We start from the raw sequence: 22645 nt of genomic DNA, 5'->3' as shown, positions 1-22645 counted from the left end.
TGCTTTTCGGCCCAGCTATTCAAGGTTCGGTATTGCCCGTTGCTTTGAATAACGTCTGCTGAGCACCATTGATATAAATAAAGGATAAAAGGCCAGCAAGCCTAACATGGTCTAACTATTTCAGTAGTTTACTAAAAAAAATTTTATCGAATTTTAGCTTGCCCTGAACCTTCAGGCGGCCTTCTGTTTATGCATAAATTCCAGCACTTCATGCCGGTGCGGAATCGATGTTTGAGCGCCCAGTTTAGTCACCGTTAAAGCCGCTGTGTATTGCGCTTCGCTGCTTGCGTCTACGATATTTAATCCGTTAGCCAAGCCGACTGCCAGCGCTCCTACGAAAGTATCGCCTGCCGCCGTAGTGTCAACCACCTCGACCTTAATCGCAGGCAGAAAGTTGCTCGAATCTTTAGTCGTAATCATGACACCGTGCTCACCCATGGTCAGTAGCACTGTGCCGACGCCGCGTTTTAATAACTGTTGCGATGCCAATTTAGCGCTGGCCTGGTCGATGACCGTAGTGCCGCTCAATTGCGACGCTTCGGTTTCATTCACAATCAGATAGTCGACCAATCCCAATAACTCATCGCTTAAATCTTGCGCAGGCGCAGGATTGAGGATTACACCGACCTTGTGCTGATGTGCAATCTGGATGGCGCGTGTGACACTATCTAAGGGGGTTTCTAACTGGCACAACAAGAGTTTTGCTGTGGCGATGCTGGCGGTCGCGGCTTCTACTTGGGTAACTGAGACGCTAGCGTTGGCACCTGCGGCCAATACGATGCTGTTGTGCCCGCTGTCGTCGACCAAAATGCCTGCAACGCCGGTGGCGATGCCTTGTACGGTCGCCAGATTGGCTAGCTCTATGCCTTCAGTCGCGAGACATTGTTTTGAGAAATCGCCAAAGCCATCATTGCCAACAGCGCCGACAAAACTGACATCGGCACCTTGCCGTGCAGCGGCGACGGCCTGGTTGGCACCTTTGCCACCGGGAATTTGACGGAATTCATGACCATGCATCGTTTCACCGATTGCAGGCATGCGCGGTGTGCGGAACACGAGGTCCATATTGACGCTACCAACAACGGTAATGCGTGGCTTCATTTTGACAATCTCTTGGTAAAAAAATGGTCGCGCAATCGTTTGCGCAACCGATTTCCTATTTAACTATGGTGCGCTTATGCAAGTCAAGAACTAATCTGCAAAGCAATGATATTTTGATTTTTTAAAAATGGTGGCAAATTTTGGACGCTATCTTTTTTGTTGTCAAATGCCAATCAAGGCAATTGTCTTATATGAACTAATTTGAGCAAATTAGAGCGACTTTGTGAATAAGAAGAAAGCTTAATTGCAAAAATAATCCGTATTTTTCGATAGTTTCTTGATTGTGATAAGACATATGTTTATAATTTAAAACATATGTTTGTTTTGTTTTGTTTTGTTTTGTTTTGTTTTGTTTTGTTTTGTTTTGTTTTGTTTTGTTTTGATTTGAATTTAAGCGTTTTGGCTGGGATTAATGAGATTGGCTTTGGGCATCCCATGCTGTTGTTTTTTGTTCGTTGTTTGGCTCCTACATCTATCCGACAAAACCTTCTTTTGAATGAAGCTTAGTAAGGTAATAAATTAATATTAAATAATACTCATGGTGAGTATTATTTATTGTCTATACGTTTATTGACCTTCATCTTAATTTTCTTAAAAGAGCTGGGGAGTATATGGATTTAATCGTGAGCGAAGTTTCATTTTAAGTCTCCCACTATTTTTGAATTCCCTAAATTACGACCACCTTTGTTTCTGATTTCATTCTGTCTATCAATACCTCAGCCTACAGCCCATGTCAGAAATTTCGAAAAAAGATCAGTTGTTTGACATCATCCGCGCCCATCCCTTTGTGTCGCAGCAAGAGCTGGCGCAGCGCCTTCAGTTATCACGGTCGGCGGTGGCAGGACATATCGCCAGTCTGATCCGTGAAAAACGCTTGCTGGGTCGTGCCTACGTATTGCCCGAGCGCCGGCCAGTCTTATGCATCGGTGGTGCCAATATTGATCGTAAGGTGCGCACCTTAGCGACCTTACAAATGGGTACCTCAAATCCTGTCAGCCAACATGAAAGCTTTGGCGGAGTGGCACGCAACATCACTGAAAATCTGGCGCGTTTGGGTTGCGCGACTGCCTTACTTTGCGCGACCGGAGATGATGCCGTAGGCGCTGATTTGCTGGCACAAGCGCAGGCGTTGGGCATCGACACTAGTGCCAGTTTGCAATTGCCAGGGCAGGGCAGCGGCAGTTATACCGCCGTGTTAGATGCGGATGGCGAGATGTTATTGGCGTTGTCGCATATGACTTTGTGCGAGTCTCTAGATGCCACTTTTTTAGCAAGCCGCCAGGTGCAATTAAATACTGCGCTGATGACGGTGGCGGACTTAAATTTACCGCAAAGCAGTATTCAATACCTGATAACGCAAGCCAATCAACATGCCAGTCCGCTGATACTGGTCGCTGTATCTCAACCCAAAATGGCGCGTCTGCCGGAGGTATTAGAAGGCGTGCGTTTGCTGATACTCAACTTGGGTGAATTGGAGACTCGCGTCGGCTCTCGTCTGAGCACTGATGGTGAGGAAAAAATCAACGAGGACAAAATACAGCGTGCCTGTCGCCAGCTACAACAGCAAGGCGCGCAGGATGTGATTGTCACCTTGGGCGATGCTGGCGTGATGCTGACCAGCGGTACGGACTGGCACCGTTTGCCAGCGCCGTTGCTAGTGGCATCCGATGTTGTGGATGTGACGGGTGCGGGCGACGCCTTTGCGGCAGCAGTGTGCTGGTCCTTGTATCACAACAATGCAGATCTGTTATTAGCAGCACAGCGCGGCTTGCATCTGGCGGCCTTGACTTTGCAAAGTGCAGGCACGGTTTGCCCCGATCTGACGCCGGATACGCTGATGGCACTCACTTAACTCGTTGTCGAATTTAACCTAATAGAAATTACACCATCATTCGGGAAGTCTAATGCAAAACTACCTCGTATTTTCAAAAGAAGTCGCCCAAGCCAAAGCGGATGGCAAAGCTATTGTGGCCTTGGAATCCACCATTATTTCGCACGGCATGCCTTATCCGCAAAACGTCCAGACCGCATGCGAGGTTGAGCAATTGATTCGTGATAACGGCGCAGTACCCGCGACGATTGCGATTATTGGCGGCAAAATCTGTGTAGGTTTATCTGACGCAGAACTAGAGCAATTAGCCAGTGCACCCGAGGTAATGAAAGTCAGTCGTCGTGATTTACCCTATGTTTTATCGACGGGTAAACTGGGCGCAACAACCGTTGCCGCAACGATGATTTGTGCGGAGTTGGCAGGAATTGCCGTGTTTGTCACCGGCGGCATTGGTGGTGTGCATCGCGGTGCAGAAACCAGTTTTGATATTTCTGCTGACTTGCAAGAGCTTGCGCAAACCTCGGTCGCAGTTGTCTGTGCCGGCGCAAAATCGATTTTGGATTTGGGTCTGACCTTGGAATATTTAGAGACCCATGGCGTGCCGGTGGTGAGCGTAGGCCAAGCTGAATTCCCCGCATTTTTTACTCGCGGCAGCGGCTTTAAAGCCGATTTTCAGTTGGATACAGCAACCGGGCAAGCCGACTTTATCCGTTGCAAATGGGCGCTGGGTTTGCGTGGCGGTGTGGTGATTGCCAATCCTGTTCCAGAAGCTTACGCCATGCCAAAAGCAGAGATAGACAGCATCACGGAGCAGGCTTTGCAAGAGGCGGACGCGCAAGGTATTAACGGCAAAGCAGTGACGCCGTTTTTATTAAATAGAATCAAACAACTGACAGACGGCCGCAGTTTGGTGACGAATATCGCGCTGGTAAAAAACAATGCGATTGTCGGTGCAGCGTTGGCTTTGGCTTTGAAAAATGTTTGATCAGCTGCATTGCGCTGATACTTTGACGCAAGTTGAAGTCGATTTTTAGCAAGAACTTTGCAGGCTACGATTATGGTAATTCAATATACTCCCCATTATTTTTATAAAAAATGCCTTAGTGTCCAATGATTATATGGACGCTTTAGACATACTAATGGGGGTATTGTTTTTGATTGAGCGGGAATATTGCTAGCCCGGCGTTGTGTCGCAACACCGCATTCAACGCTAAAAAATACAATTAGGGATAGAAGATGCTGAGGTGATAACCAGATGCTTTGGTCTGAGATAACTCGAAATACAGTTTGATTTGCTGGTCGCTGGCGGCGCTAAAGCCTTTACTCAACTGGTTTGCTAAATCAGTTTTGTTGTCGAGCTTGGAGTCTAATTTATTACTATCTGACTTAGTGTCGGGCCTATTGTTTTTGTCACTCAAGTATTCTTCTGGCTTAAATACTTTACGCAAGACAGGCTTATCTTTAGCGTCATTTAAAATCAGCTCCACCATTGGCCATGCTTGTGCGGTGGCGCTTTTATTTTGCAACTGTATTACTAGCGAAAAGACATTCTTATCCGTCGACAAGGCTTGCAACTCATTTGATTCCAGCGAGATTTGATCGATTTGGGCGAGCAAGCTAATTTGGCAATGCAGTAACTTACAGGCATCGGCCAGCATCGGTTTAGTTTGTGGCACCCAGGCCGCGATGTGATTGCGTGCAATAAATACGCCTTGTCCCAGCAGCCCGACAAACAGGACTAACGACAAAGTAATCATCAAGCCGCGCAGGATTTTGCTACGTCCTTTACGTTTTTCCGCCGCTAAAATAAAGCCCGGTGTATCGAGATCAGTCTCTAGGTTGGCATCCGTTACTGGTGATGTACCTTCTGATAAATCGTCAGTGATGGAATCTGCTTTACCAGTCGTATCAAAAGCCAGGCCGTCATGCAAATAAGCCTCTGGCTCACCAGCATAATCATCAGCTTCGGGGTTTGAGTTTCCAGGCTTATCTGCGTTGACGGTAATGTCTGCGCTTGCTGGCTCATGCAAATAAGGTTCTTGCTTGTGGTCTGCGGCGCCAGTATCCTCTTCCGCCTCTGTCGCAGACCATCCTGGTTCATCCATCAAGGCAATGCGGGTTTGTAGTTCTACTTGCCCGATTGCTTCATCATCTAAATTGCTGTCGTTAGAGAGTGTGGTCTTATCGTGCTTGGCGGGTGAGCTGATGTCCTCATCCATCCCGAGATCAAAATCTAAGGAGTCAGCGCTAATTTCTGCTGCTGGAGAGTCAGTCACCAGCGCGGTGTTGGCTGCTGTAGTGAATGCGGTACTGACTACCTCGCTGATTGGTGTCTGGGGCGGTGTTTGATCGATGCCAGACGACGAATCTGCTACAGAAACTGCTGTATTCAATTCAGCAGTTTGGAGCAGGCTAGATTCTGCTTTTCTCTCTGTTGTAGTGATTTCGTGATGCTCGTCGATATGAGAATCGACGTCGTTATTTAAATCACCATCAACATTGATAGGCACTACCGGCGCAACTTGCACCTCGAGTGCTACCGTTGGCGCTGTTTGCACCGTCGGCCCGAGCAGATGCTCGATCCCGTTAAACGTCTGCTGGCAAGAGCCGCAGCGCACCAGACCGCCATGCAGTTTTAACTGATCATTGGCGACTCGGAAAGTCGTTTGGCAGTGGGGGCATTGGGTGGCGAGTGCCATGTGATGTCGATGCTTAGTTTTTGCTTATTTAAATTGCTTTATGGGGCTTAGCTAGGTTTTTTTCCGGAGAGCGCTACCCAGCCCTCATGTTCTGCCCAGACTGTGAGTGCAATAAACGGCGCATAAGCGGCGGCAACTTCTTCTGCCTGACGGGCTAAAACACCGGATAAAATTAAAAATCCACCAGCCGCAACCCGACCAGATAACATCGGTGCCATGACCTTTAATGGGCTGGATAAAATATTCGCGACCACGACATCAAACTGCGTTCCAACCGGATGGGATGCAGAGAATTGCTCAGGCAGCGTGTAAGTAATATCGCAATGATTGCGTTCAGCATTAAAGTTGGCTGACTCGATCGCTTGAGGGTCAATATCCACGCCGACAACGGCTTGCGCACCCAGTTTTTTTGCCACCATCGCTAAAATGCCAGAACCGCAACCGTAATCCAATACAGATAACTCTTTTGGCGCGTGCGCCTCTAGCCATTCCATGCAGAGGCGAGTAGTCGGGTGACTACCGGTGCCAAATGCCAGACCGGGATCCAGCTCCAGTACCAAAGCTGCAGGGTCGGGAATCTCGTGCCAGCTCGGTACTACCCAAATATTTTTGCCGATGTGGATAGGCTCAAACTGCGATTGGGTCAATCTAACCCAATCCTGATCTTCCACATGGCGAGTCGTGTAGGCTGGAGTTGTTGTCAATGCAATCGCCGCTGATGCTTCTGCCAAAATTGCGGCAGCATCGGCGTCGGCAGCAATTAATGCCACTACGCGGCTACGATCCCAAGCCGCCTCTTCTGGCTCCATACCTGGCTCGCCGAATAACGGTTTTTCAGCATCAGTACCTTCATCCGCATCTTCTACCGACACCGATAAAGCACCCGCTTCCATCAAGGCATCTGACAGGTTTTCAGCGTGTTCACGCGCTACTTCGATGAGAATTTCTATCCAGGCCATGTTTGAATCTTTCTGCTTACTAATTTACTTCGTTTTTTTGGACAGGTCCGGCATTTCTGCCAGCTTATGTTCCAGATAATGGATGTTGGTGCCGCCTTCAATAAAGCGGGCATCCACCATTAATTCACGATGCAAAGGGATATTGGTTTGTATGCCCTCTACTACCATTTCGGATAAGGCGATTTGCATGCGGCGGATGGCTTGCTCACGCGTTGTGCCGTAAGCAATTACTTTGCCGATCATGGAATCATAATTTGGTGGTACAAAGTAGCCCGCGTAGGCATGTGAATCTACCCGAATCCCAGGGCCGCCTGGTGTATGCCAGGACGTAATGCGACCTGGTGACGGGACAAACTTAAACGGGTCTTCTGCATTGATACGACACTCAACTGCATGGCCTTTAAACTCGATGTCGGCCTGGCGGAAACGCAATTTTTCGCCGAAAGCGATATGAATCTGCTCTTGCACGATATCGACGCCGGTGATCATTTCTGTCACCGGGTGTTCTACTTGCACGCGAGTATTCATTTCGATGAAATAGAACTCACCGTTTTCATACAAAAACTCAAACGTACCAGCGCCACGATAGCCAATTTTGCGGCATGCAGCGGCGCAACGTTCGCCAATTTTCTCTATGGTCTTGCGAGGAATGCCCGGTGCTGGTGCTTCTTCAATCACTTTTTGGTGGCGACGTTGCATGGAGCAATCGCGCTCGCCTAACCAGATCGCATTGCCGTGCTGATCTGCCAGAATCTGTATTTCCACATGGCGTGGATTTTCCAGAAATTTTTCCATATACACTTCTGGATTGCCGAAAGCCGCGCCTGCTTCTGCTTTGGTCATCGTGACCGCATTCAGCAAAGCAGCTTCGGTGTGTACCACGCGCATACCGCGCCCGCCGCCGCCGCCAGCAGCTTTGATGATGACCGGATAGCCGACTTTACGGGCAGTTTGTACAATTACTTTTGGATCATCCGGCAAAGCGCCTTCAGAGCCTGGTACGCAAGGCACGCCAGTTTTGATCATAGCTTGCTTGGCAGAGACTTTATCGCCCATCAAGCGAATGGATTCCGCACGCGGTCCAATAAAGACAAAGCCGGATTGCTCAACCCGCTCAGCGAAATCTGCATTTTCAGATAAGAAGCCGTAGCCAGGGTGAATCGCTTGCGCATCGGTCACTTCTGCTGCGCTGATGATCGCTGGCATGCTGAGATAGCTCAGATTGGATGGCGCTGGCCCGATACAGACGGACTCATCGGCTAGTTTGACGTATTTGGCTTCACGGTCGGCTTCGGAATGAACGACGACGGTTTTGATACCCATTTCGCGGCAGGCGCGCTGGATACGTAGCGCGATTTCACCCCGGTTGGCAATTAGAATTTTTTCAAACATGATATGAATTTTACGGTGGCAGTGCTTGCAGCGTTGCAGGCAGTATTTTTATAAAGCACTGATTTCTTTAATGAGATCATATAAAAAAACTGGGTTTAGCTGTGGCTTTAGCTGTGAGACTTTAGCTGTAAATTTAGCCAGGAGTAATCGTAGTGTTCGCCGAGAGTGATCTTGCGGCGATCTTACAACTATCCTACGATAAACAAGGGCTGACCGTATTCAACAGGTTGGCCGTTTTCCACCAAAATCTGTTTGATCGTGCCAGTAAAATCGCTTTCGATTTCATTCAACAGTTTCATCGCTTCGATGATGCAAAGGGTTTCGCCTTCTTTAACGCTTTTTCCGATTTCTACAAACGCGGCATTACCAGGCGCAGAGGAGCGGTAAAAAGTACCAACCATAGGGGATTTGACTACATGACCATCGGGAACTACTGGTGCTGCAGGTGCGCTTGCTGCTACTGGCGCTGCTGCCATTTGTTGAGGCATTTGCTGCATATGTTGCGGCTGCATCATCACAACTTGATTTTGCGGCATTGCAGAAGATTTAACGATGCGGACTTTACCTTCGCCTTCAGTGACTTCGAGTTCTGCAATATCTGACTCGGCGACGAGATCGATCAAGGTCTTGAGTTTTCTTAAATCCATGTGAAATCCCCTAGTGAAGATGTTTCTGAGCGAGCAAAATGGCTCAGAAAACGTGATTAGAACAAGCGCATCAGCGCAATAACCAGCTCAGAAAACAAGCATTGAATGGACATAATTATATGTCATATCAAAGATAATATGGGTAAATTGCGTGAAGATGCAAGAATTTAAAGATTTTTTAGGCTAAAGTCAATCGCTAATCGATAGCCTTCAGTGCCAAGTCCGAGGATCACGCCTGTGGCGACGTCGGACAGATAGGAATGGTGCCGGAAGTTTTCTCTTTGGTGCACATTGGAAATATGCACCTCAATAAACGGAATTGCCACACCAACCAAAGCATCGCGCAAAGCGATGCTGGTATGTGTGAGTGCGCCGGGATTAATAATGATCGCGTTAACTTGCTCTAATCTTGCTGCATGGATGCGGTCAATTAAAGCGCCTTCATGATTACTTTGAAAACTTTGCAGTTCCGCCCCAGCTTGCGCGGCTTGCAATTTTGCTGCACTTTCTAGGTCTGCCAAGGTAACTGAACCGTAAATATGCGGCTCACGAGTCCCGAGCAAATTTAAATTCGGACCATTCAGCAACAGCAGTTTGCTTGCCATATTATCAATTCTATTTCACGAAGATAACGCATTTTGCCGCTATTTACTTGGTATTGGCAAGGAAAACTATTTTGCTACGTTAGATAGTTTTGCAATATCAGCGCGCAATTCCTCCATTTTTAAGCGTCCCAGATACTGTTTTGCAATACTGCCATCCGCCGCAATCAGTACTGTAAATGGCAATCCACCGCCTTGATTGCCTAGCTGGCGCGATAATTCTGTGCCTTCCATCCCAGCCGAAAATACTGGATAAGTAATCTGATATTTTTTGGCAAACTCAGCAATATTGGCCGGACTATCGATGCCTAAGCCTAGTAATTGAACATTCTTTCCAGATAGTTCCTTTTGTAGCGCAGATAACTCAGGCATTTCTTGTACGCAAGGACCGCACCAGGTCGCCCAGAAATTAACGACTAAAAACTTACCCTGCCATTGCGCCAGTTTCTGAGCCTGGCCTTTGCTGTCAGATAGTGTGAGCCCCATCAATTGCGCCACACTGGTATTTTTAGGTGCTATGGGCGCTAATTGCTTATTGGCGGCGACTACGCCTACAGTTGCTGAGGCAATAGCGATCAGTACTGCTGCGATAAGAAAACGTTTATTCATTCCTGACTTTCTATAATCAATGCTTTGACTGCGGCGATAGAAGCGCGCTCATTGCGTCCGCCATGTTTGATGTCGTCCTGGTTGTATAAAGCCAGATGAACACCTTCCTGTTTGTACATGAAGCTGAGTGTTTCAACTTGTTCATTACGTTTATGGGCACGATTCCCCGCACTATTTTCGGATACTTCAAAGCGGATATCTTTGTTTAGCAAAAAAATCGTGACGTCCTTGCTATTGTCGGTAAATAAATGCAAATGAATATCAGAATGCTCGCCGGCGGTGCCATTTAGGGCGGCACCGACCAGGTAGGGATTAAACTTCTCCAGCTCTTGCATGACCTCAACAGCAATTTTTCGTAATTCCAGCAAACGTTGCGGCTGTGTGTCACCAAAGAAAATCGCATTGTATTCACGGACTTCCTGCTCAATTTCTTGATTGTCTGGCATCACATCGCCACGAATTTTTTGGTTGCCCAGCAACTGTTTGGCCGCGCGTCGCTTGGCAGATCCATAGTCCGCACCATCCTCAGCGATCATACGGGCTGCCAGCGCAGCGATTTCTGCGCGCAGGGAGTCGGATTCGTTTAGGCTGCTCATCATCATTGCGGCATCATAAACCAAAATACTTTGCGATGTTTCCAGTCGTACGGAATCTCTTGGCGGATGTCTTGAGGCGGTCGTCTGTCAGGTAGAATTGCGGGATTCTAAAATTTGCAGGATTTGTGCCAAATCGTTTTAGTCTGTTTGATCGTTTTGATCACACGGAATTATTCTCACGGTCTCGCTAATTCCTGTATTGCACTTATTCGCTTAGGCGCTTCGATAGCGCGATAAAAACCATGCATATTCATATATTAGGTATCTGCGGCACATTTATGGGCGGTCTGGCGGTCTTGGCGAAGGAGGCCGGACATCAAGTCACTGGCTGCGACGCCAATGTCTATCCGCCGATGAGTACTCAGTTGCAGGCGCAAGGGATTGAGCTGACCGAAGGTTTTACCGCAGATCAAATCGCGCTGGAGCCGGATTTGTTTGTGATTGGAAATGTAGTCACACGCGGCAATCCGCTGATGGAAGAAATTTTAAACCGCGGTTTGCCCTATATCTCTGGTCCGCAATGGATGGGCGAGCATATCTTGCGCGACAAGTGGGTGCTGGCGGTAGCAGGTACACATGGCAAGACCACAACGTCGGCGATGCTGGCATGGATACTGGAGTCTGCTGGTTATGCGCCAGGCTTTTTAATCGGGGGAGTGCCGCTCAATTTTGGTATTTCCGCCCGATTGTCTGGTTCGCAAGCCTCGGACTTTTTTGTCATTGAGGCGGACGAGTACGACACGGCGTTTTTTGATAAGCGCAGTAAGTTTGTCCATTACCATGCTAAGACCGCGATTTTAAATAATCTGGAATACGATCACGCAGATATTTTTCCGGACGTGGCGGCGATAGAAACCCAGTTCCATCATTTGGTGCGCACCGTGCCCGGCGTCGGTCGCTTGATTGTGAACGGGCAGGAAGCCACTTTACAAAACGTGCTGCAACGCGGTTGCTGGAGTGAGAAAGAATTCTTCACTACCGATGCGTCTGCAGGCCAGCAAGGCTGGTCCTTGTCGCTGCAAGAGGGCGAAGATTTTGAAGTGTTTTTCAACGGACAATCTCAAGGTATCGTGCAGTGGCAACTGAACGGTGCTCACAATCGTCTGAATGCTTTAGCAGCGATTGCTGCTGCACGCCATGTCGGCGTCACTCCTGCGATTGCGATTGAAGCGCTGGCGCAGTTTGTCAACGTCAAGCGCCGTATGGAAGTGCGTGGGGTTGAGGGTGGAGTCACCGTCGTCGATGATTTTGCACACCATCCTACGGCAATCACGACAACGGTTGCGGGTTTGCGTCGCAAGGTCGGCGCCGGGCGCATTTTGGCCGTACTGGAGCCGCGTTCCAACACCATGAAGTTGGGTAGTATGAAGCAAGCCTTGCCCGGTAGTCTGGAGCAGGCTGACTTGGTGTTTGCCTACGCAGCTCCAACTGCTTTTGCAGGAGGCAAGCCGGTGATAGGATGGGATCTGGCAGAAACATTGAGCCCGCTGGGCGCCAAAGCATCGGCCTTTAATGATATGGATAAGTTAGTCAGTGCTATCGTGCAGCAAGCGCAAACGGGTGACCACATTCTGGTGATGAGCAACGGCGGTTTTGGTGGAATTCATCAAAAATTGTTGGATGCGCTGGCGAGCAAAACGGTCGCCGCATGATTTTATATCTGCATGGCTTTCGCTCCTCACCGCAATCATTTAAAGCGCGAAAAATGGCGGAATACATGCGCAGTCTGGGGCGTGCAGACGAATATGTTTGTCCTCAATTGTCGGCATCGCCTTTGCTGGCGATTCAGCAGGCAGAGCAACTGATGTCAGCTTATGCTCCAGAAGATATCACCGTGATTGGCTCGTCGCTTGGTGGTTTTTACGCGACCTGGCTGGCAGAAAAATATGGCTGCAAGGCGATCTTGCTCAACCCAGCCGTCAAGCCGCCACGTGATCTGGAAAAGTATGTGGGTGTCACGACCGCTTATCACAGCGACGAGGTGTTTGAGTTTAAAGCGGAATACGTGCCGCAATTGCGCGCATACGAAGTCGCGGCAATCACACAAGCCGAGCGTTATTTTTTGCTGGCTGCGACCGGTGACGAAGTGTTGGATTGGCGCGAAATGACAGCGCATTATCCGGCTGCCAAACAAATTGTGATCGAAGGAAGTGATCATGGCATGGCGGATTTTGTCGATTATCTGGATCAGGTTTTATTGTTTTGTGACGCGGGAATCTGATCTTGGTTTGCTGTGTTTGCGATCAACGATATGAGTGACGGCCGCGTGAGCAGTGCTACTTTGAGCGCTACCATTTTGCGTAGTCATTCGCCTGCTTTTGCCCATTGGCTTACGCATGTCAATGGTGTTCAGGCTTCCGCAAAAATGGTTGATTGGCTGACCAATCGCTCCTCGCTGACGGCCAGACTAGTGGCCTGTTCAGATCAGTTTAGAGTACAGCGTTTGCATCAGCGTCAGGCAATTTGTCTGTCAGATGAGGCGATGCAGATTGGTTTGCCGCGCCGCGCCAAAGTATATGAGCGGGAAGTATTGTTGCGCTGTGATGGCGAGGCGGTGGTGTACGCACACACTGTGCTACCGTTGACCGCAACTGCCAGTCAGTGGCCATTATTTAGTTCGCTTGGTGAACGCTCTTTGGGCTCAACTTTGTTTAATGATCCTTTGGTGCAGCGTGGTGATTTGACGTATGCGCGTTTGCGGAGAGCGCATCCGCTGATGCGCAGAATCGCTGCCGTAGATGGAATAGATTTGGAGCAATCCGCCAGTCTCAGTCTGTTAGCGCGCCGTTCGGTGTTCCGGCGCAAAGGCGCTTGTTTATTGGTGACCGAGGTATTTTTGCCTGCGATTGCTAGCTTGATGAATAAATACTAGTAGGGTGTATTTTTAATCGTCCAGAGAATCATTGGACATTAAGCGGTATTTTTGCAGATACTCCCATGAAAATGATTATTTTGTAGAGAAAAGAAGTATTGCATGAATTTATTTTTTGAAGAATCCGGTGACTTTAAAGCGGGTAGTGTGATGTCCCAAACCGGCGAGGCATATCAGGTAGAACTCGCCAGCGGCAAGCGCAGCAAAGTGCGCGTTAAAGACGTGCTACTGCAATTTGCTTCACCCGATGCCAGCAGCTTGCTCGTGCAGGCAAAAACGCTAGCCGCTGAAATTGATCTGGAATTTTTGTGGGAAGTCGCAGGCGAGGAGGAGTTTGGGTTTGCAGAACTTGGTACCGAATATTTTGGGCATGCACCCAAACCGGAAGAAGCCGCAGGTCTGATTTTGGCCTTGCATGGTGCACCGGTTTATTTCTACAAAAAAGGTCGCGGTCGTTATAAGGCGGCGCCAGAAGCGTCGCTCAAAGCCGCATTGGCTGGGATAGAGAAGAAAAAGCAGCAAGCGATTATCCAGGCAGGCTATGTAGAAGAGTTAAAGCAGCATCGCTTGCCGGATGCGTTCAAATCACTGGCCTTGCAACTGCTGTTTAAGCCAGAAAAAAATGGCATCGAATACAAAGCCTTTGCCGAAGCCTGCGATGCACTGCAAATGTCGCCACAACGCTTGATGCTGGCTTGCGGTGGCGTGAAGAGTGCTAAAGATTTACATTTCTCTAAATTTTTATTTGAGAATTTCCCGAAAGGTATTGGCTTCCCGCCGGCGCCTATTCCGTCCTTGCCGGCTGATTTGCCCGAGGCAGATGTGCAAGCGTTTTCGATTGATGACGTGACCACGACAGAAATTGACGATGCGTTTTCCGTCGTCATGCTGGGTAATGACCAGATACGCATCGGTATCCACATCGCGGCACCGGCGCTGGGCATACAACGCAATGATGCACTCGACATGATTGCACGCTCGCGCATGTCGACCGTGTACATGCCCGGCGATAAGATCACCATGTTGCCTGATGCCTTGGTAGAGACTTATACCTTGGGCGAGGGGCAGACTCGTCCGGCGCTGTCCTTATACGTGACGCTCAATACTAGCGACTGGAGTGTGATCTCCACAGAAACCAAGTTGGAAGCCATCCCGATGGCGTCCAACTTGCGCCACAATGATCTGGACGCCTTAGTCACCGAAGAAAATCTCGCCAATGATGCCGGTGAGTATCCGCATAAAGCCGAGATCGCGCAGATCTGGCAATGGGCGCAAGTATTGGAAAAAGGTCGCATGGCCAAGCGCGAAGGTTTTGGTTTAAAGCCAGAACAAACCAATCGCGTCGATTTCAATTTTTATGTAGAAGATGATGTCGTCTCCATCGTCCGCCGCAAGCGTGGCGCGCCGCTGGATAAGATGGTTGCTGAGCTGATGATTTTTGCCAATAGTACCTGGGGTAAATTCATGGCGGATCATGGTATCCCCGGTATTTACCGAGCGCAGGGTGGTGGCTCCGGTGGTTGGGCGGCCAAGATGCAAGTGCGCATGGTCACGCATGCTGCGCCGCATCAGGGCTTGGGCGTGGATCAATATGCCTGGAGCACTTCACCACTGCGTCGTTACACCGATCTGGTCAATCAATGGCAGATCATTGCCTGCGTACAGCATGGCGTCACTGCACCGCTGGTTGCGCCGTTCAAGCCAAAAGATGCCGACCTGTTTGCGATTGTGTCCGGTTTTGATGCCGCCTATGCCGCCTATGCCGATTTCCAAAATAATATGGAAAGATATTGGTGCTTGCGTTGGTTAGGGCAAGAGAACGCGCGTCAGGTTGAGGCAGTCGTCTTGAAGGATGAAGTGCTGCGTCTGGTCGATATTCCATTGATTATCCGCTTGCCGGGTATGCCGCAAATGGCGCGCGGTGCGCAAGTTAAACTGGATATTCTGCGCTGGGATGAAGTTGATCTCAGCGTCGAGGCGCGGATCCTCGAAATGCTCTCCAGCGTCACCGATGAAGGTTTGGGTGAGATGGATGAGAGTGATGACGATACTGCCGCTGCGGTTGATACTGAGGTTGATGCTGATACTGAAACTCAGACTGCGCCAGAAAACGAATCACCGGATCAGTCTGGCAGCATCGATAACAACGCTGATACCTCAGAAGATCAGAAACTTGAAGCCGATACGGCAACGGGCGATGTAAAATCTGATTCAGACTTGGTAGCAGATAATTAATAAAAAATTAGTCAGAGCCTGGATAGCTCATAGTTCTGACTAACGTATAACAAAGCTCTTTCAAAATGACGATATTATTTGTGAAATCCATCTTAGACAATCTGATTCTCTCCATCGCTATCATGGTCTCGTTGGTATTGCATGGGACGATATTGCTACTGCATTTTGTCGCGCCGCATCCGGCAGAAGTCGTGGCCGCTGACCCTGGTTTAGAAGTCATCTTGGTCAACGCCAAACACGATAAAAAGCCACTCAAAGCAGAAGCATTGGCGCAAGCCGATCTGGATGGTGGTGGCGCTAATGACAGTGGGCGTGCTAAATCACCTTTGCCAGATATGCGTAAAACTGAAAACGGCGACAGCATCATGGTCGCCAAGCGCAAAGTAGAGGAATTAGAAGAGCAGCAAAAAAAATTGATGGATCAAGTCAATTTAAAAACACGCGTCAACACACCGCCCCCAACCGACAACAAGCCAAACGACGCTAAACCGACCAGCAATGGACAAGATCATGTCGACAGCACGCAGGCACTGGCACGCATGGCGGCTGAAATTTCGCAAAGTATAGAAGACCAGAATAAGCGCCCGCGTAAAACTTTTATTACACCCAGCACCCAGGCAGTTGGTTACGCGGTGTATTACAAGACTTTGCAAAAACGGGTGGAAGATATTGGCACCTTGGATTTTCCGCAAAAAAACGGCAAAAAATTATATGGTGAGTTGATTGTGTACATTCCGATTTTTCAGGACGGTACTATTTATGAAAAAGATGGCGGTCCAAAAGTCGAGAAGTCATCAGGTAATCCCGCATTAGATGCCGCAGCTTTACGTATCGTCAGACGTGCAGCGCCGTTTGGTAAATTCCCACCCAATATGCGCTCGAATGATAAAGACGATTTGTGGATAGTGATCACCCGTTTTAAATTTACCCGTGACCAGCAGTTAGAAACCGAGTTGCGCGGAGGTGGCAATTGATTGCTTCTTCAGAGCCCGATCGTTATGTGGTGATCGGCAATCCGATTGCGCATAGCAAATCGCCGTCTATTCATGCCAGCTTTGCGATGCAGACTGTGCAACATATCGACTATCAGCGTTTGCTGGCACCGCTAGATGGTTTTGCGGACTGTGTGCAGGCATTCCGTTCTGCGGGCGGTAAAGGTGCCAACGTCACCGTGCCTTTTAAGCTGGAAGCATTTGCATTAGCCACCCAACTGACACCGCGCGCACTAGCCGCCGGTGCGGTAAATACGCTCAAGTTTGATGGTGAGGAGATCATCGGCGATAACACCGATGGACAAGGTCTGGTCGCTGATATTGTGCAAAACGCAGGCATAGTATTAAAAGCGAAACGTATTTTGTTACTGGGCGCAGGCGGAGCAGCGCGCGGTGCAATTCTTCCCTTATTAGAACAACATCCGGCAGAACTCATCATCGCTAATCGTAGCTTGGTACGCGCACAAGAGTTAGTCGCACTGGCACATCAGTACAATCCCGATGCGGCGAGCAATAGCAGAGTTCAGGCAGTGCCATTTGCTGACGCAGCGGGCATCTTTGACGTCATCATCAACGCCACCTCAGCCAGTTTGCAGGACGATCTGCCGCCTGTTCCTGCCGGCGTATTTGCGTCCCATACCTTGGCCTATGACATGATGTACGGCGCTCAGCCAACGACGTTTCTGCGCTATGCCGCCGGGCAAGGTACGCAGACCAGAGATGGCTTGGGTATGCTGGTGGAACAAGCCGCCGCTGCGTTCCAGTTGTGGCGCGGCGTGCAACCAGAGACGCAAAAAATATTAGCTGATTTACGCATGGCTTTAGCTGTATCTGCACCTGCACCTGTATCGACAACAGCACCGGAGCCAACATGAAGCGCGTCCTTTTATGGCTGATCCTGTTGCCACTATTATTATTTGTGTTGTTGCAGGCGTATTTCTTATTGCAAATTTGCTGGTGGGTACATTTCAATCCCTCATCTACCAGTTTCATGCGACATCAATTAGATCTGTTGCAAGAGAAAAATCCCGACGCCAAACTTCAACAGAAGTGGGTGCCGTACGCTAAGATTTCTAATAACCTAAAGCGTGCCGTGATTGCCTCAGAGGACGATACTTTTGTCGATCATGAAGGAGTCGATTGGGAAGCCTTGCAAAAGGCTTATGAGAAAAATCAGAAGAAGGGCAAGGTCGTTTCTGGTGGCTCCACCATCACCCAGCAATTGGCTAAAAATTTATTCTTATCCGGCCAGCGCAGCTACTTGCGCAAAGGGCAAGAATTGATCATTACCTACATGCTAGAACTCTGCATGGATAAAGAACGTATCTTAGAAATTTATTTAAACGTAGTGGAGTGGGGCGTCGGCGTATTCGGTGCAGAGGCAGCATCCCAGCATTATTACGGCGTGACGGCGGCGGCACTCAGTCCAACCCAGGCGGCAAGGCTGGCCGTCATGTTACCCAAGCCTAGATACTTTGATAAAAATACTGGATCCGGCTACCTGCAAAGGCGTAGCGAACTGATCTTGAGACGAATGAATTCTGCCGAACTACCATGATCAATCAAAAACAATCTGGCTCTATGAGCTTATGGACCATTTCCTTCTTGATGATGTTATTAACTGCAGTAGGCTTGAGTGTTTTATATATGGCGCGTTATGGTGAATTGCCTTTTCCACAGGCTCGAGCCAGATGGAGTAAATCAGCGAATGTGATTTCAACTGAATTAAAAAATGCCAGCGGCATGCAATCGTCCGTTAGCTCACAAGATACAAGCAGCACGCCAAATGCCAATATACAGCAAGCTGTAACTATAGATGCTGGTGTGCGTCGTTGCACCGTTAACGGCAAGACGGTTTATTCCGATACTTTGTGCCTCGATAATAATCCCACGACTAAAACGCTCAAGCTGCACGACAATAAGTCCGACGCGCCGAAAGCGCCCGCATCCGCAGTAGATAGCAATGATCTGGCTGGACAAGATTTGCGTGAGAAAATTTTGAGCAAAATGCTGAAGTAAATTGTAGAACTTGCTTGGAATAGCATGGCAATTCTGTCTAAGCAATCTAGCAAATAAACTACGTAAATAATCTCCGTATATTCATTTTTAATCTGACAGGGCATAAATAAATTTCATGCAACTACGCACTGCCACCTTATCCGACGCTAAAGCAATCGCCCATCTTCATGCTGAAAACTGGAGACTTGCGTATCGGGGTTTGCTGCAAGATGCTTACCTTGATCATGAGATTCATGCTGAGCGCTTAGCGTCGTGGGAAGAGCGTTTTCACCAGCCCACAGCAAATCAATATATCGTCGTTGCAGAAGAGAACGGTGTTCTTTGTGGCTTCGCTTGCGCATTCGCAAACGAAGATCCGCAATGGGGGCATTACCTCGATAATCTGCATGTCGCAGCCGATAGTAAAGGGCAAAATCTCGGTGGAAAATTAATGGCCGATGTTGCCGTCTGGTGCCGCAGTCAAAATGCAAGCCAAGGTTTGTATTTGTGGGTGCTGGAAGCCAATCATGCCGCCATACGCTTTTATCAGCGCATGGGCGGTGTGGCGGCAGATACCGAATTATGGGAGCCACCAGGTGGCGGCAAAGTGCCGACCTTGCGTTATGTCTGGCCTGAACTGAGTCAGCTTGGTTCTAAATAGGGTTAGTTGACAATCTGAGGCCTTGATTTAAAAATAATTTACTGAAGCTTGATCACTCATCACTCATCACTCATCATTCATTATTTAATGAGCGATCAATTCAGTCTGATTTAGGTGTTATCTCGCTACAACCCCAACTCCCGTCGCTCCGGCAATTCCTAAATTAGTCAGAGCCGCCATCTCCTCAGCAGATCTAACACCTTCAGCGAATACCTGGATATCGATACGATTCAAGATATTTGCCATGCCTTTGATAAATGCCTGGTTACTGGCATTGGCATCAATGTTACGGATAAAGCTGGCATCAATTTTCAGGTAATCCAGTTTGATGTCGTGGATTAAATTCATACGGCTTAGTTGATGACCGGCGTGTTTGAAGCCGATTTTGCAACCATAAGGATGGACGATTTGTTCAAAAATTCTAAAGGCATCCAGATGGTTGAACACACCATTTTCTGGAATCTCCAGCCATAAGCGCTTGCATAGTTCTGGATTGGTTTTCAACAGCGTTTGTACTGCTGCACGGAATGTCGTATCCCGGATTGATAATGCGGATAAATTGACGGCAACACCCGCCAAACTTGGATTTTTTCTTAACTCGTTTAAGCCCAGATTCATCGCCGCGAGGTCTAACTGTGTGCTCAAACCCAAGCGTTCTGCAACGGGCAAAAAGCGTCCCGCTGCAAACCAGATATCATCAAACATCAAGCGTAAAGCTGATTCCTGATGGACGATGTTTTGCTGGAAATCCACTACAGGAAATAGCGCGAGCTTGACTTTATCTTGCTGTAAGGCTTGCTGGATTAAGTTAGTCCATTCTTCTTTAGTTTTCGGTGCCTGCGTGATGTCTAAAGGTAGCGCACGATAGGTGCCGCTGATACCTGTGCTTTCTACGCTGGCGACGGCGCTGTCGACTTGGGATAAGAGTTTGCCAGAGCTGATACCAAAATTAAACTCACCATAGCCGACGCAGATTGTGAAGGAGTTTTTGGCGACTGCGTTGACCGTATCTTGTATCCGTTTCAGTAGGGCCGTTGCCAGCGGCTCGGCATTACTTTCCCTGCACAGTATTGCAAAGTCCGAGCCGTTTAAGCGGGCAGCAAATCCTTCCTGTAATCCCGATAAGCTATCCGTCAATTGTCCACCGATTGTTCTTAACAAGGAATCAGTCTTCTCGCGTCCCAGTTGTTGATTGAGTTGTGAAAAATTCGCCAGTCGCATCAGTATCAGACTACCAGTTGCGGTATGTTCCTCTTCTATCATGACTTGCAGGCGCGCCATAAAATGGGAACGATTGGCCAAGTTTGTGATGGCGTCGGTATTGGCTTCGCGTTGCAATGCATCCAGTCGGGACGCTTCTTCTGCGAACATGGATTTGAGTAAATTGACGGAGGCATTCATCGCTACTGTGAGCTTGCGAAGTTCTGGCACATCGGATTCTGGCGTGGTGACAAAGCGTCTTTCAGATAATGCATTAGCTTGTTCAATCACGGTATCTAAAGGCCGCTTCAAGCGGCGTAAAATGCGGGTGCCGAGGTAGCCAGAAATCAAACCAGCTAGCCCAATCGCTGCCAGCATTTTGCAGGAAGAATCCCATAGCGCTTGATAAGCAAAACCACTTTGCGTCACGATAGAAATGGTGCCGACTTGTTTCCAGCCATTGCTGATTTGTGCCTGACCGGGGAAGGAGCTGATCGGGAATAGCTGGATAAACCATTTCGGAACACTCGCTCGCTCGGGTTCTGCAACGCGTTCAACCAGTTTTTTTCCTTCTGGATTAATGATGCTGATATTTTCGTAATAGCCGCGATCAAATAAAGCTGTGACGATCAGTTCCAGCTCGACGGCATCGATGTTTTTTTGATTCAGTGATAAGGCTAAGACGCTGGCGTTATCGGCATTTTTCATGCGTAGCTGTTCATTCAGATAGGCCCGTGAACTCAGTGTGGAGGCAAGCAAACTTCCTACCGATGCCAGCACGGTACTGAGGATAATGGCGAGCCAGAGTTGACGATACATGGACATAAATTTTCCTTTAAAAACCTTCTCGTTTGGCACGTTCTAACAGATCTTGCCAGCGCGATAGCCGGCTAGTGCCGCCGGCACCAGGTTTGGTATTACCTGCGACGCCCGAGTAAATGCCTTGACTGTTAAAGCTGAAGATCGGGATTAAGTCTGGCCGGCGTGAAGCCGGACGAATATCGTTGACCAGACTATCCAGGATCAATGGCTCGGCGCTACTTGATGGGTAGTAAGCGAGGATCATGTGCGCCTGTTGTGCGCTAGTGCCATCGGCATTGGTGATTTTTGCTTTGACGTAAATCAGGCGTAATTGATTTTCGGGTACGTTCATGTTCAGCAGGGTGAAGTACTTGGCGATGACATAGTCCTCACAATCGCCTTTTTCTTTCGATAAAAGTTCCATCGGCGTCGCCCAATAATCCTCAACGCCCCAGACTTCCTGATCCTCGGTATAAGTGATTTTTTGATTAAAAAAATCATTCACTTTTTCTAATTTGGCGCTAGTCGTAAGCGCCATGTTTGTCTGAATCAGGTTGCGCCATTCCAGCAGCAGTTGTTGGTTGCCACCCATGGCGCGTAGCGTAGATTGCAGTCGCGGAAAATCAAGGGCACTCACCGTCAGCAACACACTGCAAGCAAGCAACAGCAATGCTAGTTTGCAGAGGGTATGTGGGAACGTGCTGCGTAGAGACAAATGGTTGGCCCAAGGCTGAGAGGTGTAGATGAGGTTTTCTGTATCAAACACTGAAGAATTTTGTACGAAATGCGAAGAACCTATCTAGTGTCATTTAAATATACTCCCCATTATTTTTTCTAAAACGCCTTATTGTCCAGTAATTATATGGACAAATAATAAATACATACTGGGAGTATATATTTAATCTTTTATGTAATGCAGATCAACGCGAGACTTAATTTTTTTGTCGACACAAAAGGGAAATCTCGGTTTAACTCAAATTTCCTTTTATCAGCGTAACGCGTGTGGTTAAAACCTCACCTACATATCCACATCGAATTACTAGCATTTTTGTAGACAAAATAAACTACTACTTCATTGCTGTCTGGATGTCATTTGCTATAGATCGCGGCAAATAAACAGCCAAAAAATAATATTGCCCAAATAACTCCCCAGCGCAATGCTGCGGTTTTATTCGGCATAACAATTGTTAATATCATCATGCCCAAGGATATCTGCACACCGCCCATCCATTGGGCAGTCAATCCATCCGCGCTAAAGAGTTGGCCGCGTTTAGTAGTACCCGCAAAATGACCAGAAAAAATCGCCAGTAAACCTAAACCCAGCATTACAGCCGCGAACAAGCCTGTAATGACATAGACAATACGCTTTTGGCGTATTTGTTCCTGGATTTTTAGGTCTTCAGGATGCTGCATGAACCTAGTCCTCTTTTTACTTTAGTGTTCTGTTTTA

At 48.3% G+C, this 22645-nt stretch carries 22 protein-coding genes; 11 read left to right on the top strand and 11 right to left on the bottom strand.

Annotated features, from left to right (window positions below; genetic code table 11):
- Positions 1–171: 171 nt before the first annotated feature.
- Positions 172–1101: a ribokinase gene (gene rbsK, locus AAKU61_RS07920; RefSeq protein WP_354331128.1), complete on the bottom strand. Its 930-nt coding sequence runs from the start codon at positions 1099–1101 to the stop codon at positions 172–174.
- 730 nt (positions 1102–1831) lie between these two features.
- On the opposite strand from rbsK, the gene AAKU61_RS07915 reads away from it, so the two are divergent.
- On the top strand, positions 1832–2953 hold the full coding sequence (locus AAKU61_RS07915; RefSeq protein ID WP_354331126.1) for a carbohydrate kinase family protein: 1122 nt from the start codon (positions 1832–1834) through the stop codon (positions 2951–2953).
- Positions 2954–3005: 52 nt separating this feature from the next.
- Entirely contained in the window at positions 3006–3917 is a 912-nt protein-coding gene (locus tag AAKU61_RS07910) for a pseudouridine-5'-phosphate glycosidase (protein ID WP_354331124.1), read from the top strand.
- 238 nt (positions 3918–4155) lie between these two features.
- Here AAKU61_RS07910 and AAKU61_RS07905 read toward each other — a convergent pair whose 3' ends face one another.
- The 7 genes from AAKU61_RS07905 to AAKU61_RS07875 form a co-directional block, all read right to left on the bottom strand.
- The gene (locus tag AAKU61_RS07905; RefSeq protein WP_354331122.1) at positions 4156–5631 is read right to left on the bottom strand and encodes a DUF3426 domain-containing protein; all 1476 of its coding nucleotides are present in this window, start codon (positions 5629–5631) and stop codon (positions 4156–4158) included.
- Positions 5632–5678: 47 nt separating this feature from the next.
- A complete protein-coding gene (gene prmA / locus AAKU61_RS07900; RefSeq protein ID WP_354331120.1) occupies positions 5679–6590 on the bottom strand; it encodes a 50S ribosomal protein L11 methyltransferase in 912 nt (303 codons plus the stop codon).
- A gap of 24 nt (positions 6591–6614) precedes the next feature.
- On the bottom strand, positions 6615–7982 hold the full coding sequence (gene accC, locus AAKU61_RS07895) for an acetyl-CoA carboxylase biotin carboxylase subunit (RefSeq protein ID WP_354331118.1): 1368 nt from the start codon (positions 7980–7982) through the stop codon (positions 6615–6617).
- A 188-nt stretch (positions 7983–8170) separates the two neighbouring features.
- Positions 8171–8629 (bottom strand): acetyl-CoA carboxylase biotin carboxyl carrier protein, encoded by a 459-nt coding sequence (gene accB, locus AAKU61_RS07890; RefSeq protein WP_322121345.1) that lies wholly within the window; start codon positions 8627–8629, stop codon positions 8171–8173.
- A gap of 167 nt (positions 8630–8796) precedes the next feature.
- Positions 8797–9234, bottom strand: coding sequence for a type II 3-dehydroquinate dehydratase (gene aroQ, locus AAKU61_RS07885; RefSeq protein ID WP_354331117.1), 438 nt, complete (start codon positions 9232–9234; stop codon positions 8797–8799).
- Positions 9235–9300: 66 nt separating this feature from the next.
- Positions 9301–9840, bottom strand: coding sequence for a TlpA family protein disulfide reductase (locus AAKU61_RS07880; RefSeq protein ID WP_354331115.1), 540 nt, complete (start codon positions 9838–9840; stop codon positions 9301–9303).
- Positions 9837–10442: a hypothetical protein gene (locus AAKU61_RS07875; RefSeq protein WP_503012594.1), complete on the bottom strand. Its 606-nt coding sequence runs from the start codon at positions 10440–10442 to the stop codon at positions 9837–9839. Before AAKU61_RS07875 ends, AAKU61_RS07880 begins: the two co-directional genes overlap by 4 nt.
- Before the next feature lie 236 nt (positions 10443–10678).
- Between AAKU61_RS07875 and mpl the strand changes: the two genes are divergently transcribed.
- The 9 genes from mpl (at position 10679) to AAKU61_RS07830 (ending at position 19194) form a co-directional block, all read left to right on the top strand.
- Positions 10679–12088 (top strand): UDP-N-acetylmuramate:L-alanyl-gamma-D-glutamyl-meso-diaminopimelate ligase, encoded by a 1410-nt coding sequence (gene mpl, locus AAKU61_RS07870; protein ID WP_354331111.1) that lies wholly within the window; start codon positions 10679–10681, stop codon positions 12086–12088.
- Positions 12085–12657 carry a YqiA/YcfP family alpha/beta fold hydrolase gene (locus tag AAKU61_RS07865; protein ID WP_354331109.1) on the top strand — a complete coding sequence of 191 codons (573 nt, stop codon included), beginning with the start codon at positions 12085–12087 and terminating at the stop codon, positions 12655–12657. The genes mpl and AAKU61_RS07865 overlap by 4 nt, the downstream gene beginning before the upstream one ends.
- Positions 12658–12717: 60 nt before the next feature.
- Positions 12718–13308: a chorismate--pyruvate lyase family protein gene (locus AAKU61_RS07860; protein ID WP_354331108.1), complete on the top strand. Its 591-nt coding sequence runs from the start codon at positions 12718–12720 to the stop codon at positions 13306–13308.
- Between the two features lie 102 nt (positions 13309–13410).
- Complete coding sequence (locus tag AAKU61_RS07855; protein WP_354331106.1) at positions 13411–15543, top strand: ribonuclease catalytic domain-containing protein; 2133 nt, start codon at positions 13411–13413, stop codon at positions 15541–15543.
- 65 nt (positions 15544–15608) lie between these two features.
- Positions 15609–16517, top strand: coding sequence for a TonB family protein (locus AAKU61_RS07850; protein WP_354331104.1), 909 nt, complete (start codon positions 15609–15611; stop codon positions 16515–16517).
- Entirely contained in the window at positions 16514–17410 is an 897-nt protein-coding gene (gene aroE, locus AAKU61_RS07845) for a shikimate dehydrogenase (protein WP_354331102.1), read from the top strand. Before AAKU61_RS07850 ends, aroE begins: the two co-directional genes overlap by 4 nt.
- A complete protein-coding gene (mtgA, locus tag AAKU61_RS07840) occupies positions 17407–18093 on the top strand; it encodes a monofunctional biosynthetic peptidoglycan transglycosylase (protein WP_322121354.1) in 687 nt (228 codons plus the stop codon). Before aroE ends, mtgA begins: the two co-directional genes overlap by 4 nt.
- A complete protein-coding gene (locus tag AAKU61_RS07835) occupies positions 18090–18554 on the top strand; it encodes a hypothetical protein (RefSeq protein ID WP_354331098.1) in 465 nt (154 codons plus the stop codon). Before mtgA ends, AAKU61_RS07835 begins: the two co-directional genes overlap by 4 nt.
- A 115-nt stretch (positions 18555–18669) precedes the next feature.
- Positions 18670–19194: a GNAT family N-acetyltransferase gene (locus tag AAKU61_RS07830; protein WP_354331096.1), complete on the top strand. Its 525-nt coding sequence runs from the start codon at positions 18670–18672 to the stop codon at positions 19192–19194.
- Positions 19195–19311: 117 nt separating this feature from the next.
- On the opposite strand, the gene AAKU61_RS07825 is transcribed toward AAKU61_RS07830, so the two are convergent.
- From AAKU61_RS07825 to AAKU61_RS07815, 3 genes are all read right to left on the bottom strand, one after another.
- Complete coding sequence (locus AAKU61_RS07825; RefSeq protein ID WP_354331094.1) at positions 19312–21219, bottom strand: bifunctional diguanylate cyclase/phosphodiesterase; 1908 nt, start codon at positions 21217–21219, stop codon at positions 19312–19314.
- A 10-nt stretch (positions 21220–21229) separates the two neighbouring features.
- A complete protein-coding gene (locus tag AAKU61_RS07820; RefSeq protein WP_354331092.1) occupies positions 21230–21961 on the bottom strand; it encodes a transglutaminase-like cysteine peptidase in 732 nt (243 codons plus the stop codon).
- A gap of 323 nt (positions 21962–22284) precedes the next feature.
- Positions 22285–22608 carry a hypothetical protein gene (locus AAKU61_RS07815; RefSeq protein ID WP_354331091.1) on the bottom strand — a complete coding sequence of 108 codons (324 nt, stop codon included), beginning with the start codon at positions 22606–22608 and terminating at the stop codon, positions 22285–22287.
- Positions 22609–22645 lie beyond the last annotated feature (37 nt).

The sequence above is a fragment of the Undibacterium sp. GrIS 1.2 genome (assembly GCF_040544435.1).
Taxonomy (GTDB): Bacteria; Pseudomonadota; Gammaproteobacteria; order Burkholderiales; family Burkholderiaceae_D; genus Undibacterium.
The sequence above is the reverse complement of the archived record's forward strand: the minus strand, read 5'-3'. Positions and strand labels throughout refer to the sequence as shown.

What these genes read in the sequence shown, in the direction of transcription:
- AAKU61_RS07815 (WP_354331091.1), bottom strand. Translation starts at nt 22,608, where the DNA reads ATGCAGCATCCTGAAGACCTAAAAATCCAGGAACAAATACGCCAAAAG.
- AAKU61_RS07850 (WP_354331104.1), top strand. Translation starts at nt 15,609, where the DNA reads ATGACGATATTATTTGTGAAATCCATCTTAGACAATCTGATTCTCTCC.
- AAKU61_RS07865 (WP_354331109.1), top strand. Translation starts at nt 12,085, where the DNA reads ATGATTTTATATCTGCATGGCTTTCGCTCCTCACCGCAATCATTTAAA.
- AAKU61_RS07855 (WP_354331106.1), top strand. Translation starts at nt 13,411, where the DNA reads ATGAATTTATTTTTTGAAGAATCCGGTGACTTTAAAGCGGGTAGTGTG.
- aroQ (WP_354331117.1), bottom strand. Translation starts at nt 9,234, where the DNA reads ATGGCAAGCAAACTGCTGTTGCTGAATGGTCCGAATTTAAATTTGCTC.
- AAKU61_RS07875 (WP_503012594.1), bottom strand. Translation starts at nt 10,442, where the DNA reads ATGATGATGAGCAGCCTAAACGAATCCGACTCCCTGCGCGCAGAAATC.
- AAKU61_RS07910 (WP_354331124.1), top strand. Translation starts at nt 3,006, where the DNA reads ATGCAAAACTACCTCGTATTTTCAAAAGAAGTCGCCCAAGCCAAAGCG.
- accC (WP_354331118.1), bottom strand. Translation starts at nt 7,982, where the DNA reads ATGTTTGAAAAAATTCTAATTGCCAACCGGGGTGAAATCGCGCTACGT.
- AAKU61_RS07905 (WP_354331122.1), bottom strand. Translation starts at nt 5,631, where the DNA reads ATGGCACTCGCCACCCAATGCCCCCACTGCCAAACGACTTTCCGAGTC.
- rbsK (WP_354331128.1), bottom strand. Translation starts at nt 1,101, where the DNA reads ATGAAGCCACGCATTACCGTTGTTGGTAGCGTCAATATGGACCTCGTG.
- prmA (WP_354331120.1), bottom strand. Translation starts at nt 6,590, where the DNA reads ATGGCCTGGATAGAAATTCTCATCGAAGTAGCGCGTGAACACGCTGAA.
- AAKU61_RS07825 (WP_354331094.1), bottom strand. Translation starts at nt 21,219, where the DNA reads ATGTCCATGTATCGTCAACTCTGGCTCGCCATTATCCTCAGTACCGTG.
- mtgA (WP_322121354.1), top strand. Translation starts at nt 17,407, where the DNA reads ATGAAGCGCGTCCTTTTATGGCTGATCCTGTTGCCACTATTATTATTT.
- AAKU61_RS07880 (WP_354331115.1), bottom strand. Translation starts at nt 9,840, where the DNA reads ATGAATAAACGTTTTCTTATCGCAGCAGTACTGATCGCTATTGCCTCA.
- AAKU61_RS07835 (WP_354331098.1), top strand. Translation starts at nt 18,090, where the DNA reads ATGATCAATCAAAAACAATCTGGCTCTATGAGCTTATGGACCATTTCC.
- AAKU61_RS07915 (WP_354331126.1), top strand. Translation starts at nt 1,832, where the DNA reads ATGTCAGAAATTTCGAAAAAAGATCAGTTGTTTGACATCATCCGCGCC.
- accB (WP_322121345.1), bottom strand. Translation starts at nt 8,629, where the DNA reads ATGGATTTAAGAAAACTCAAGACCTTGATCGATCTCGTCGCCGAGTCA.
- AAKU61_RS07830 (WP_354331096.1), top strand. Translation starts at nt 18,670, where the DNA reads ATGCAACTACGCACTGCCACCTTATCCGACGCTAAAGCAATCGCCCAT.
- mpl (WP_354331111.1), top strand. Translation starts at nt 10,679, where the DNA reads ATGCATATTCATATATTAGGTATCTGCGGCACATTTATGGGCGGTCTG.